Raw genomic sequence first — 12910 nt, 5'->3', positions numbered from 1 at the left:
AGACCCGGATAACGTGAGCACGAGCGATGAGCGATAACGCGCCCCTCTCTCCCTCGAAGGCCGTGGAAGATTTCGACGTGACGATCGTCGGCGCAGGCCCGGTCGGCCTCGCGCTCGCCGCTTGGCTCGCGCGACGCAGCGCGAGCACGGCGGTCACCGTCGCGCTCGTCGATGCACGGGAGCCCGCCCATGCGGCTGCCGATCCGCGCGCCATCGCCGTTTCCGAAGGCAGCCGCATGCTGCTCGAGCCGCTCTCCGCATGGCCCGCCAGCGCCCATGCGATCGAGCGCATCCACGTTTCCGAGCGCGGCCGCTTCGGCCGCACGCTGATCGAGCGCGACGAGCACGGGCTGCCGGCGCTCGGCTATGTGGCGCGCTACGGCGCGATCGTCGATGCGCTCGGAGAGACCGTGCGCCGCACGCACACGCGCTGGCTCACGTCCGCGAGCGCCTTGGCGCCGCATGCCCAGCAGGGCGACGACTGGATCACGCTGCCGATCGAAAGCGGCCGGCCACACCCGACGTTGCACACCTTGCGCACGCGCGTGCTCGTGAATGCCGAGGGCGGTCTTTACGGCGACGCGCGCGCAATCGGGGGCGCGGGCACGCCCGTCAGCCGCGAAAAAGACAAGGCACGCGATTACGGGCAGACTGCCCTCGTCGGCACGGTGACGGTATCGGCCCCGCAGCCGCACACGGCCTGGGAGCGCTTCACAGCAGAAGGGCCGATCGCGCTCTTGCCCGTGGGCGGCATGCGCCAGGCCGACTACGCGCTGGTCTGGTGCATGGCGCCCGAGCAGGCGGAGCGCCGGCTGCCGCTTTCCGACGACGCGCTGCTCGCCGAGCTCGGCGTCGCTTTCGGCGACCGGATGGGTCGCTTCGAGGCCATCAAGGGACGCGCTGCGTTCCCGCTCGGCCTCACGGCCGCGAAGACACTCGCGCGCGGCCGCATCGTGGCGATCGGCAACGCCGCGCAGACGCTGCACCCTGTCGCGGGGCAAGGACTCAATCTCGGCCTGCGCGACGCGCACGCGCTGGCCGATGCGCTCGCTCGGCACGGCGCGACGCCTCGCGCGCTCGCGGACTTTGCTCGCGTACGCGCGCTCGACAGACGGCTTACGATCGGCGCGACCGACGCGCTCGCGCGCCTTTTCACAGCCGATATGGGGCCGCTCTCGGGGTTGCGCGGGCTTGCGCTCGCGGCGCTCGAGCTCGTGCCGCCGGCCAAGACCGCGCTCGCGCGCCAGATGATGTTCGGTCAGCGGCGATAGCGCCCGCATGCCGCTCGATGCGCTGACCGCCGGTCCGCGCCCTCGCCGTTTCTCCCGCGCTGCAACTTGGCCGCGCCCCCGTTAACGGTAAAATGGTCGTTTCCCTCATCGTCCGCCGCGCTCGTGTGCGTCCCGAGCGCGCGCGGCCATTTCGTCATGCCAACGCTTGGGTCCCACGTCCTGCGCAACAACCTGTTCGTCGCCCCGATGGCGGGGGTCACGGACCGGCCGTTTCGCCAGCTCTGTAAGCGGCTCGGGGCGGGCTACGCCGTCTCGGAGATGGTCGCCTCCAACGCGCAGCTCTGGAAAAGCGAGAAGACGATGCGGCGCGCCAATCACGCGGGCGAAGTCGAGCCGATCGCCGTGCAGATCGCCGGTGCCGATCCCGCGATGATGGCAGAGGCCGCGCGCTACAACGTCGCGAACGGCGCGCAGATCATCGATATCAACATGGGCTGCCCCGCGAAAAAGGTCTGCAACGTCGCCGCGGGCTCGGCGCTTTTGCAAGACGAGCCGCTCGTCGCGCGCATCGTCGAGGCGGTCGTGAGCGCCGTCGGCACGGGGCCTGACGCGGTGCCCGTCACGTTGAAGATTCGCACGGGCTGGGACCGGGCGCACAAGAACGCGCTGACGATCGCGCGCATCGCCGAGAACGCCGGCATTTCGATGCTGACGGTGCACGGCCGCACGCGGGCCGATCTTTATCACGGCGAGGCCGAGTACGAGACCATCGCGGCCGTGAAGGCGGCCGCGCGCATCCTGGTCGTCGCGAACGGCGACATCGATTCGCCGATGAAGGCCCGCGTGGTGCTCGAAGCGACGGGCGCCGACGCGATCATGATCGGCCGCGCGGCGCAGGGGCGCCCGTGGCTCTTTCGCGAGATCGATCATTTCCTGCGGCACGGGGAGTTGCCGCCGCCGCCTCGCATCGCCGAGATCCGCGAGGTGATGAACGGGCATCTCGAGGATCACTACGCGTTCTACGGAGAATTCACGGGCGTTCGTACTGCGCGCAAGCACATCGGCTGGTACACTCGCGGCCTTCCCGGCGCCAATGCGTTCCGGCACCGGATGAACACGCTCGATACCACACGCGAACAGCTCGCCGCCGTCAACGAGTTCTTCGACGCGCAGCAGGCTTTGTCGGACCGTCTCATCTACGTGGAAGACGAGACGCTCGAGCAAACCGAGCCGACTTGTAACGAACCCTTAGCAGCATGAGCAAGCACAACATCGAACAATGCGTCCGCGACAGCCTGGGGATGTACTTCCAGGATCTCGACGGCGCGAATCCGCACGACGTTTATGACATGGTGATGTCGTGCGTCGAAAAACCGATGCTCGAGGTGGTGCTCGAGCAGGCAGGCGGCAACCAGTCGCTCGCCGCCGATTATCTCGGCATCAACCGCAACACGTTGCGCAAGAAGCTGCAACAGCACGGTCTGCTGTAGTCGCGCGCCGCCCTCGATTCTTTTCGGTCTTCGTTCTCATCATGATCAAGCAAGCGCTCATTTCCGTTTCCGACAAATCCGGCATCGTCGAGTTCGCCCAATCGCTCTCGGCGCTCGGCGTCAAGATCCTGTCGACGGGAGGAACGGCCAAGCTCCTCGCCGAGGCGGGGCTGCCCGTTACCGAAGTCGCCGACTACACCGGCTTTCCGGAAATGCTCGACGGCCGTGTGAAGACGCTGCATCCGAAGGTGCACGGCGGGATTCTCGCGCGCCGCGACCTGCCGGAGCATATGGCCGCGCTCGAGACGCATGGCATACCGACGATCGATTTGCTCGTCGTGAACCTCTATCCGTTCGTCGCCACCATTTCGAAAGACGAATGCACGCTCGAAGACGCGATCGAGAACATCGATATCGGCGGTCCGACGATGCTGCGCTCGGCGGCCAAGAACCATCGCGACGTCACGGTCATCGTCGATCCGGCGGACTACGCGGCCGTGCTCGAAGAAATGCGCGCGAACGACAACAAGGTCGGCTACAAGACCAACTTCCGTCTCGCGACGAAGGTATTCGCGCATACGGCGCAATACGACGGCGCGATTACGAACTATTTGACGAGCCTGACGGAAGGGCTGCAGCACAACTCGCGTAACACGTATCCGACTACGCTCAATCTCGCGTTCACGAAGGTGCAAGACCTGCGCTACGGCGAGAATCCGCATCAAAGCGCGGCGTTTTACCGCGACCTCGCGGCGCCTGCTGGCGCGCTGGCCGCCTACCGGCAGTTGCAAGGCAAAGAGCTTTCGTACAACAACATTGCCGATGCCGATGCGGCTTGGGAATGCGTGAAGACGTTCGAGGCAACGGCCTGCGTGATCATCAAGCATGCGAACCCGTGCGGCGTGGCGATCGGCGCCGATCCGCTCGAGGCTTACTCGAAGGCGTTCCAGACCGATCCGACTTCCGCGTTCGGCGGCATCATCGCATTCAACCGCGAGCTCGACGAGGCGGCCGCGGCGGCCGTCGCGAAGCAGTTCGTCGAAGTGCTGATCGCGCCGTCGTTCAGCGAGGGCGCGAAGGCGGTTTTTGCCGGGAAGCAGAACGTGCGCTTGCTGGAGATTCCGCTGGGCTCCGGTCAGAACCCGTTCGACTTCAAGCGCGTGGGCGGTGGCCTGCTCGTGCAGTCGCCCGATGCGAAGAACGTAACGCCGCGCGAGATTCGCGTCGTGACCAAGCGGCATCCCACGCCGCAGGAGATGGACGATCTGCTCTTCGCCTGGCGTGTCGCGAAGTTCGTGAAGTCGAATGCGATCGTGTTCTGCGGCAAGGGGATGACACTCGGCGTCGGTGCGGGGCAGATGAGCCGCGTCGATTCGGCGCGCATCGCGAGCATCAAGGCGGAGAACGCGGGGCTGTCGCTGAAGGGCTCGGCTGTGGCGTCGGATGCATTCTTCCCGTTCCGCGACGGCCTTGACGTCGTCGTCGCGGCGGGCGCGACTTGCGTGATTCATCCGGGCGGCTCGGTGCGCGACGATGAGGTGATCGCCGCCGCCGACGAGCACAAGATCGCGATGATCATGACGGGCGTGCGGCATTTCCGGCATTGAGCATCACGTCGCACTGCGATCCGACCGTCAACCTGCACAGCTTCTATCACGTCGTCGAGGGCGAACGCTCGTCGACATTTGGCCGATCGATGCGCGCGGCAAGCTATGAGCGCCGCGCAGCCGCCGGCTTGTGACTCGCATCCCGCGAGCAATCTGCTCGCGGGCAGCCGCCGTTCGTTGTAGTATCGCAGCCAGTTCGTCCGCCATCTTTTCATGAGAATCCTCGGCATCGATCCTGGCTTGCGCGTAACCGGCTTCGGCGTCATCGAGCAGACGGGCCAGCGGCTCGCCTACGTCACGAGCGGTGTCATCCGCACTGCAGACGGCGACCTCCCCTCGCGGCTCGGCACTATCTTCGACGGCATCGCCACACTGATCCGGGAACACTCGCCCGATCAATCAGCGATCGAGAAAGTCTTCGTCAACGTCAATCCGCAATCGACGCTGCTGCTTGGCCAAGCGCGCGGCGCGGCCATCTGCGGCCTCGTCGCGGGCGGGGTCCCAGTCGCCGAGTACACGGCGCTGCAGTTGAAGCAGGCCGTCGTCGGCTACGGTCGAGCAACGAAAGAGCAAATGCAGCAGATGGTCGGCAGGCTCCTCAATTTGCCTGGACTGCCAGGCACTGACGCGGCAGATGCGCTGGGTATGGCGATCTGCCACGCGCACGGCGGAAGCGCACTCGGCACGTTGGGTGGTATGGCGCCGGCCCTGGCAAAAAAAGGCTTGCGCGTGCGGCGGGGTCGGCTAGTCGGCTAGTCGGCTAGTCGGCTAGTCGGCTAGTCGGCTAGTCGGCTAGTCGGCTAGTCGGCTAGCAGCGTTTTCCCGCTACACAATCGCCCCTTTTCAGCGCGGAACCAAGCTGCACGGAAAATCGACAGGCAGCACCTTGCGCTAAACTCGCGCTTTCCCGTCCTCACTCGCATTCGCCATGATCGGTCGCATCGCCGGCACGCTGCTCGAAAAGAATCCCCCTCATTTGCTCGTGGACTGCAACGGCGTCGGCTATGAGGTCGACGTGCCGATGAGCACCTTCTACAACCTCCCATCGACCGGCGAAAGAATCGTCCTGCTGACGCAGTTGATCGTTCGCGAGGACGCGCACCTTCTCTACGGCTTCGGCACGGCGCAGGAGCGCACGACGTTCCGGGAGCTGCTGAAGATTAGCGGGATCGGCGCGCGCATGGCGCTCGCGGTGCTCTCGGGCATGAGCGTGGCGGAACTCGCCCACGCCGTGACGCTGCAGGATGCGGCGCGCTTGACGCGCGTGCCCGGCATCGGCAAGAAAACGGCCGAGCGGCTCTTGCTCGAGCTGAAAGGCAAGCTCGGCGCCGATCTGGGCGCGAGCGCCGCGGCAGTGTCGCCGTCGGACCACGCGACCGATATCCTGAACGCGCTGCTCGCGCTCGGCTACTCCGAGAAGGAAGCGCTCGCGGCCATCAAGAACGTGCCGGCCGGCACGGGTGTGTCCGAAGGCATCAAGCTTTCGCTGAAGGCGTTGTCGAAGGCGTAAGCGCCCTTTCGACGATTGCGCGTCGCAACGATAAGCGACAGCCGACAGGCAAGCGTCGCCGCTTGAGCATCGAGCGCGCGCGGTACAATGACGGGCATGATCGAAACCGACAAGCTCGCCGCCGAGCGCATCATTTCCGCGACGCCCGCTTCCTCCCACGAGGAGGCGTTCGAGCGCGCGCTTCGTCCGCGCCAGCTCGACGAATACGTCGGCCAGGAAAAGGTGCGCGGCCAGCTCGAAATCTTCATCGAGGCGGCCAAGCGCCGCTCCGAAGCACTCGACCATGTCTTGCTGTTCGGCCCGCCGGGCCTCGGCAAGACGACGCTCGCACACATCATCGCGCGCGAAATGGGCGTCAATTTGCGGCAGACGTCGGGGCCCGTGCTCGAGCGCGCCGGCGATCTCGCGGCACTGCTCACGAACCTCGAGGCGAACGACGTCCTGTTCATCGACGAAATCCATCGGCTGTCGCCCGTCGTCGAAGAGATCCTCTATCCGGCGCTCGAGGACTATCAGATCGACATCATGATCGGCGAAGGGCCGGCCGCGCGCAGCGTCAAGCTCGACTTGCAGCCCTTCACGCTCGTGGGCGCAACGACGCGCGCCGGCATGCTGACGAATCCGCTGCGCGACCGCTTCGGTATCGTCGCGCGCCTCGAGTTCTACAACGCCGAGGAACTCTCGCGCATCGTCGTGCGCTCGGCCGCGCTGCTCGGCGCGAACATTCACCGTGACGGCGCCCTCGAAATCGCGCGGCGCTCGCGCGGCACGCCGCGTATCGCGAACCGGCTGCTGCGGCGGGTGCGCGACTTCGCCGAAGTCAAGGCGGACGGGAACATCACGGCAGGCGTGGCCGACGCGGCGCTCGCCATGCTCGATGTCGATCCGGTCGGCTTCGACCTGATGGACCGCAAGCTGCTCGAGGCGATCCTGCACAAATTCGACGGAGGTCCCGTCGGGGTCGACAACCTGGCCGCCGCGATCGGCGAGGAGCGCGACACGATCGAAGACGTGCTCGAACCGTATCTGATCCAGCAAGGCTACCTCCAGCGTACGCCGCGCGGCCGGGTGGCCACGCTCGCCGCCTATCGCCACTTCGGCCTGGCCACGCCCGCGGAATCGAGCCCCGTGCGCAGCCTCTGGGATGATGGAGAGGCCGATCCCGCGTAGCGTCCGCGGCATGCCCTTTCGGGCAGCGCTCGATGAGCGAAACGCAGTCTCGATAACGGAAGACAAACGATGTCAGACCATGCCGGCATCCCGCCTCGTGATCACTCCGGCATCGGGCATGCGCTCGCCGGTCACTTGCGCAAGCGAGTCGCGCATGCCGTGACGCATCTGACGACGGGCAGCGGCGGCCCATCGCTCGATTATTCGTCACCGCCCGGCGATCCCGGGCTCTTCGGTCCCGACGCCGCTTGCTGGCAGGTCCATTCCGATTTCACGGCCATGATGGTCGGCGGCATCAGCGCCCTCATGCTGCAAGCGCTCCATCCGCTTGCGCTCGCCGGTGTCTGGGATCATTCGACGTTCCGCACCGACATGCTCGGCCGATTGCGCCGCACCGCGACGTTCATCTCGGGCACGACCTACGGCAACCGCCACGACGCGCTCGCGCTAATCGAGCGCGTGAAGCGCATCCACGCAGCCGTGAAGGGAACCGCGCCCGATGGCCGCCCCTATCGCGCCGATGACCCTGCTCTGCTGACATGGGTCCATGTCGCGGAGGTCTCGAGCTTTCTCGCCGCGCATCTGCGCTATGTCAACCCGAGGCTCAGCCCTGTCGCGCAGGACCGCTACTACGCTGAAATGGCGCGCATCGCGCAATCGCTCGGCGCAACCGACGTCCCTTGCTCTCGCCATGAGATCGCGGCCTATCTCACGGCAATGCAGCCCGAGCTCGAAGCTGGACCACGCGTCTTGGAGGTCGTGAGAATACTGCGCCATGCCGCGCCCGGCAGCGCGCTCATGAAGCCGGCCGGGGCTCTGATGTTCGGCGCCGCCGTCGATCTGCTGCCGGACTGGGCGCAACGCCTCATCGGCTTCTCCGCGCTCGCGCGCTTGCAAGGAAGACTGTCGCGTCCCGGCGTGCGCACCGTCGCCCCCGTTATTCGCTGGGCGCTCGTCAACGGCGTATCGAAGCGCGCACGTCGCCGCGTTGCGGCGAGCCAAGGCTGAGAGGCTTTTCAGCGAGAGGCGGCGCTTGCAGGGCTAAGCCCGTCGTCCTCGCTTTCGCCGTGGAGATGTTCGACATCGGCCCACGCCACGATCGACGCGCGGCCCGCTTGGTCGAAGTCGACCGTATTGATGCTGGCATTGAGCAGCGGGTAGTCGCGTGGCGCTTCGAGCGATAACCCGCGCGCATGGCGATAGATGCAGTCGAGCACGCCGCCGTGCGTCACGCAGGCAATATGGCCGCCCGGATGCGCGGCGACGATCGAGGCCACCGCATGCAGCACGCGGTGAAAGAACCCGCGCGACGACTCGCCTCCGTCGGGCGCAAACCCGGGATCGCGCGTTTGCCAGACCGCGTAGGCATCGGGAAAGCGTGCCGCAATTTCGCCGCTGTCATGACCCTGGAAGACACCGTATGCGCGCTCGCGCAATCCCGTGCATAACTGCAGCGGAAGCCCGAGCGCGCTCGCCGTCGGCTGCGCCGTTTGCTGCGCGCGCTGCAGGTCGCTCGAATAAATGGCGTCGAGCACCGAGCGCGGCGGCTGCGCGTCGATTGCACCCGCTGAACGAGCTTCGTACGCTGACTGCGTCGGCAGCCGCGCCGGCTGCCGGCCGTTCATTCGCGATGCAAGCCGCGCGGCCAACCGCTCGGCTTGCGCCAAACCGCTCGCCGCGAGCGGAATGTCGATATGCCCCTGTATCCGCTTGACGCGATTCCAGGTCGTTTCGCCGTGACGAATGAAAAGCACGCGAGTCGTCATTGCGTATGGGCCTCTTTGTTTCGTCAGCCGCGTGTATGCAGCCAGAAGGTGACGGGACCGTCGTTGACGAGCGAAACCTGCATTTCGGCGCCGAACTCGCCGGTTTCGACGATCGGATGCCGCGCACGCGCAGCCGCGACGAAGTAATCAAAAAGACGCCGGCCTTCATCGGGCGGCGCAGCCGGCGTGAAGCTCGGCCGCAATCCGCTGTCCGTATCGGCGGCGAGCGTGAACTGGGAAACGAGCAACAGCCCGCCCGCGCGACCCTCGCCGTCGATGTTCGTGACGGGCAAATTCATTTTGCCGGCCGCGTCGCTGAAGACTCGATAGCCGAGCACTTTCGCCACGAGCTTGTCCGCGAGCGCCTCGGTGTCACCGCGCTCCGCGCAAACGAGCGCCAGGAGCCCGGCGCCGATCTGGCCTGTCACGCGCTCGCCCACGCGCACCTCGGCGCGCGCGACACGCTGAATCAACGCGATCATCGCCGCGCCGCCTTTACGCCGAAAGCGTGACGCGAGCGAAGCGGCGCTTGCCGACCTGCACGACGTATTCGCCGGCTTCGACTTTGAGCCCCTTGTCGGAGATCGTCACGCCGTCAATCTTGACGCCATTCTGCTCGATGTTGCGCAGCGCCTCGCTCGTCGACGGGACGAGGCCCGCCTGCTTGAGCAGTTGACCAATGCCGAGCGGCGCCCCGGTGAGCGGGACCGACGGAATATCGTCGGGCACGCCGCCCTTCGCGCGATAGTCGAATTCCTCGAGCGCGCGTTCGGCATCGGCCTGCGAATGAAAGCGCGCGACGATTTCCTGCGCGAGCATGACCTTGAAGTCGCGCGGATTGCGCCCTTGCCCGGCTTCGCGCTTGAGGCGCGCGATCTCGTCGAGGCTGCGGAACGAGAGCAGCTCGTAATAGCGCCACATGAGATCGTCCGAGATGCTCATCAGCTTGCCGAACATGTCGCCGGGCTTTTCGCTGATGCCGACGTAGTTGTTCTTCGATTTGGACATCTTCTCGACGCCGTCGAGCCCTTCGAGCAGCGGCATCGTCAGGATGCATTGCTGCTCCTGCCCGTACTGCTTCTGCAGCTCGCGTCCGACGAGCAGGTTGAACTTCTGGTCCGTGCCGCCGAGCTCGAGATCCGCATTGAGCGCAACGGAGTCGTACCCTTGCATCAGCGGGTAGAGGAATTCATGGATCGAGATCGGAACGCCGCCTTGAAAGCGCTTCGTAAAATCTTCGCGCTCGAGGATGCGCGCGACGGTGTAGCGAGAGGCTAGCTTGATCATGCCGTCCGCGCCGAGCGGCATCGACCATTCGCTGTTGTAGCGAATCTCCGTCTTCTCCCTGTCGAGCACGAGCGACGCCTGCTCGAAGTAGGTCTTCGCGTTCGATTCGATCTGCTCGCGCGTGAGCGGCGGGCGCGTCGCATTGCGACCGGACGGATCGCCGATCAGCGAAGTGAAATCGCCGATCAGGAAAATCACGGTGTGACCCAGATCCTGGAGCTGCCGCATCTTGTTGAGCACGACCGTGTGGCCGATATGGATGTCGGGCGCCGTCGGATCGAGCCCGAGCTTGATCCGCAACGGCTTGCCCGTCGCGACGCTCCTCGCAAGCTTGCCGGCGAACTCCTCTTCGATCAGCAGTTCATCGGCGCCGCGCTTTGCGACGGCGAGCGCATGGCGAACCTCGTCCGTGATCGGGTACGTCGGCGCGGGTTTGGCAGTGGACTCGGTGCTCATCTCTGGAATTCTTGAAACGGGGATGGTGCAAAAGCCTTAATTGTCCCATATTCTCGCCGCGCTTCCGGCGCATCGCTCGCTTAACCCGGTCCCCGCTTGCGCGGATAATGGTGGACTGCGGAACAAATTATGAGGAGCCCAGCGTGCCACGTAACACGCCCCCCACTTCGGACGGCATCTATTTCGGGCTAATGTCGGGCACGAGTCTCGACGGCGTAGACGGCATCGCGGTCGAATTCTCCGCCGGCAAGCCGCCTCTCGTGCTCGCCGATGCCTTCGTCAGCTTCGCCGACGGTCTGCGCGGCGCCTTGCTCGCGTTGCAGCAGCCGGGCGAGAACGAGATCGAGCGCGAGGCGCTCGCTTCGTCGGCGCTTGCGTCGCGCTACGCGGTCTGCTGCCACGAACTGCTGCGCTCGGCCAACGTGGGGCCCACCCGTGTGCGGGCGATCGGCGTGCATGGGCAGACCGTCCGTCACCGCCCGGAAAAGGGCTATACGCGCCAGATCAATAATCCGGCGCTGCTCGCCGAAATGACGCATATCGACGTCGTCGCCGACTTCCGCAGCCGCGACGTCGCCGCCGGCGGCCAGGGCGCGCCGCTCGTTCCAGCGTTCCACGCGCAAATTTTCGGGTCCGGCGACGAAACGCGCGTCGTCTGCAATCTCGGCGGTATCAGCAACATCACAATCTTGCCCGCCGCCGTCGACGCGGGCGTGGGCGCGTCCGTGCGCGGCTTCGATTGCGGCCCCGCCAACGTCCTGCTCGACGAATGGGCGTTCCGGCATATCGGCATGCCTTACGACGAGGGCGGGCGCTTCGGCGCGAGCGGCACCGTGCATCAGCCGCTGCTCAATGCGTTGCTCGACGAGCCGTTTTTCGAGCAGGCGCCGCCGAAGAGCACCGGCCGCGACCTCTTCAACGCCGCGTGGCTCGACGCCAAGCTCGCCGCCTTCAGCGATGCCGAGCTGAAGCCAGCCGACGTTCAGGCGACGCTCGCGGCGCTTACGGGCGTCACGATCGCGCGCGAGATCGAGCGGCACGCGTCGGATTGCCGCGCCGTCTACGTTTGCGGCGGCGGGGCGCGCAATCCTCAGTTGTTGAAGGCGATCGACGCGGCGCTCGCCGCGAGCGGCGTCAATGGCGTACCCGTCAGGACGACCGATGCGCTCGGCGTGCCGCCCCATCACGTGGAATCGCTCGCATTCGCCTGGCTCGCCATGCGGTGCGTGGAACGCACGCCCGGCAATCTGCCCGCTGTCACGGGCGCTGCCGGTGAGCGGATTCTGGGCGCTATCTATCCGCGCTGAAGCGCAACGACACGCGGCCGCTCGAAGCGGCCAGATATGGCAAACGGGGCCGGAGCTCCGTTAAAGTGCCGCGACAGCGAGCGCTGCGGCGGCCCAACAACGATTGTCGACGCTGGCGCCGACTCAGACCGAGAACGACGATCCGCAGCCGCAGGTGGTCGACGCGTTCGGGTTCTTGATGACGAATTGCGCGCCGTTGAGATCGTCCTTGTAGTCGATCTCGGCGCCGACGAGGTATTGATAGCTCATCGAATCGATCAACAACTGCACGCCGCCTTTCACCATGACGGTGTCGTCTTCGTTGATCGTTTCGTCGAACGTGAAACCGTACTGAAAACCCGAGCAGCCGCCACCCTGCACGAAAACGCGCAGTTTGAGGTCGGGATTGCCCTCTTCGTCGATCAGTTGTTTCACCTTGTCAGCCGCCGCGTCCGTGAAGACGAACGGGGCCGGCATTTCGGTCACGGGGGTATCGGTGACGGCGTTCATTCGAACTCTCCAAAAAAGCTTCTAGCGCCATTGTAAGTCGCTTAGGAATATCGTGCTGAAAGCCTTGAATGCAATAGGTGCATCTGCGCCACGCAACGAAAAAGCCGCCGACACCCGTGACTCGGGCATCGGCGGCTCTTCGTGCCGCCTTTCGCAACGCCATTCCGCTCCCGCGGTGCGTGCGCAGCGAAGCGCTTAACGCTTCGAGAACTGCTTGCGACGACGTGCCTTGTGGAAACCGACCTTCTTCCGCTCGACTTCACGTGCATCGCGCGTCACGAAGCCGGCGTTCGACAGCGCCGGCTTCAGCGTGGCGTCGTAGTCCATCAGCGCACGCGTGATGCCGTGACGAACTGCGCCTGCCTGACCCGTCTCGCCGCCACCCGTGACGTTGACCTTGATGTCGAACGTCGTGGCGTGGTTCGTGAGCTCGAGCGGCTGACGCACGATCATCAGCGACGTTTCGCGCGAGAAGTAGTCGGCGATGGGCTTGCCGTTGACGACGATCTCGCCCTTGCCCGCCTTGATGAACACACGGGCGACAGCGCTCTTGCGACGGCCCGTGCCATAGTTCCAGTTACCGATCATGTGGGCTC

At 65.6% G+C, this 12910-nt stretch carries 14 protein-coding genes; 9 read left to right on the top strand and 5 right to left on the bottom strand.

The genetic code is table 11. The annotated features are described in order from the left end of the window. Positions 1-26 precede the first annotated feature (26 nt). The 8 genes from AB4Y31_RS00805 to AB4Y31_RS00770 all read left to right on the top strand — a co-directional run bounded on the left by AB4Y31_RS00805 (position 27) and on the right by AB4Y31_RS00770 (position 8017). Positions 27-1271 (top strand): UbiH/UbiF/VisC/COQ6 family ubiquinone biosynthesis hydroxylase, encoded by a 1245-nt coding sequence (locus AB4Y31_RS00805; protein WP_368672288.1) that lies wholly within the window; start codon positions 27-29, stop codon positions 1269-1271. 156 nt (positions 1272-1427) lie between these two features. Beyond that, positions 1428-2492: a tRNA dihydrouridine synthase DusB gene (dusB, locus tag AB4Y31_RS00800; protein WP_368672287.1), complete on the top strand. Its 1065-nt coding sequence runs from the start codon at positions 1428-1430 to the stop codon at positions 2490-2492. Beyond that, positions 2489-2722, top strand: coding sequence for a Fis family transcriptional regulator (locus tag AB4Y31_RS00795; RefSeq protein WP_018439942.1), 234 nt, complete (start codon positions 2489-2491; stop codon positions 2720-2722). Before dusB ends, AB4Y31_RS00795 begins: the two co-directional genes overlap by 4 nt. A gap of 41 nt (positions 2723-2763) precedes the next feature. Continuing rightward, a complete protein-coding gene (gene purH / locus AB4Y31_RS00790) occupies positions 2764-4329 on the top strand; it encodes a bifunctional phosphoribosylaminoimidazolecarboxamide formyltransferase/IMP cyclohydrolase (RefSeq protein WP_368672286.1) in 1566 nt (521 codons plus the stop codon). A gap of 213 nt (positions 4330-4542) precedes the next feature. Beyond that, positions 4543-5085 (top strand): crossover junction endodeoxyribonuclease RuvC, encoded by a 543-nt coding sequence (gene ruvC, locus AB4Y31_RS00785; RefSeq protein WP_107150305.1) that lies wholly within the window; start codon positions 4543-4545, stop codon positions 5083-5085. Positions 5086-5257: 172 nt separating this feature from the next. Continuing rightward, positions 5258-5839 (top strand): Holliday junction branch migration protein RuvA, encoded by a 582-nt coding sequence (gene ruvA, locus AB4Y31_RS00780; RefSeq protein WP_368672285.1) that lies wholly within the window; start codon positions 5258-5260, stop codon positions 5837-5839. Positions 5840-5935: 96 nt separating this feature from the next. Then, positions 5936-7009, top strand: coding sequence for a Holliday junction branch migration DNA helicase RuvB (gene ruvB / locus AB4Y31_RS00775; protein WP_026229532.1), 1074 nt, complete (start codon positions 5936-5938; stop codon positions 7007-7009). A gap of 69 nt (positions 7010-7078) precedes the next feature. Beyond that, on the top strand, positions 7079-8017 hold the full coding sequence (locus AB4Y31_RS00770) for an oxygenase MpaB family protein (RefSeq protein ID WP_368672284.1): 939 nt from the start codon (positions 7079-7081) through the stop codon (positions 8015-8017). 8 nt (positions 8018-8025) lie between these two features. Here AB4Y31_RS00770 and AB4Y31_RS00765 read toward each other — a convergent pair whose 3' ends face one another. Genes AB4Y31_RS00765 through tyrS form a run of 3 tightly spaced genes read right to left on the bottom strand, consistent with a single transcriptional unit; the run spans position 8026 to position 10518 of the window. Further along, positions 8026-8775 carry a histidine phosphatase family protein gene (locus AB4Y31_RS00765; RefSeq protein ID WP_368672283.1) on the bottom strand — a complete coding sequence of 250 codons (750 nt, stop codon included), beginning with the start codon at positions 8773-8775 and terminating at the stop codon, positions 8026-8028. 23 nt (positions 8776-8798) lie between these two features. Next, entirely contained in the window at positions 8799-9257 is a 459-nt protein-coding gene (dtd, locus tag AB4Y31_RS00760) for a D-aminoacyl-tRNA deacylase (protein WP_368672282.1), read from the bottom strand. Between the two features lie 13 nt (positions 9258-9270). Further along, entirely contained in the window at positions 9271-10518 is a 1248-nt protein-coding gene (gene tyrS, locus AB4Y31_RS00755) for a tyrosine--tRNA ligase (protein ID WP_368672281.1), read from the bottom strand. Positions 10519-10625: 107 nt separating this feature from the next. On the opposite strand from tyrS, the gene AB4Y31_RS00750 reads away from it, so the two are divergent. Further along, complete coding sequence (locus tag AB4Y31_RS00750) at positions 10626-11825, top strand: anhydro-N-acetylmuramic acid kinase (protein WP_368672280.1); 1200 nt, start codon at positions 10626-10628, stop codon at positions 11823-11825. 123 nt (positions 11826-11948) lie between these two features. Here the strand turns inward: AB4Y31_RS00750 and erpA are convergent, their stop codons facing one another. Together erpA and rpsI are read right to left on the bottom strand one after the other, a co-directional pair. Beyond that, entirely contained in the window at positions 11949-12314 is a 366-nt protein-coding gene (gene erpA / locus AB4Y31_RS00745) for an iron-sulfur cluster insertion protein ErpA (RefSeq protein WP_018439931.1), read from the bottom strand. Positions 12315-12509: 195 nt separating this feature from the next. Then, a complete protein-coding gene (gene rpsI, locus AB4Y31_RS00740) occupies positions 12510-12902 on the bottom strand; it encodes a 30S ribosomal protein S9 (protein WP_107150299.1) in 393 nt (130 codons plus the stop codon). Positions 12903-12910: the final 8 nt, after the last annotated feature.

The organism is Trinickia sp. EG282A (assembly GCF_040965455.1).
GTDB lineage: Bacteria > Pseudomonadota > Gammaproteobacteria > Burkholderiales > Burkholderiaceae > Trinickia > Trinickia symbiotica.
This window is presented reverse-complemented; position numbering and strand designations above follow the sequence as displayed.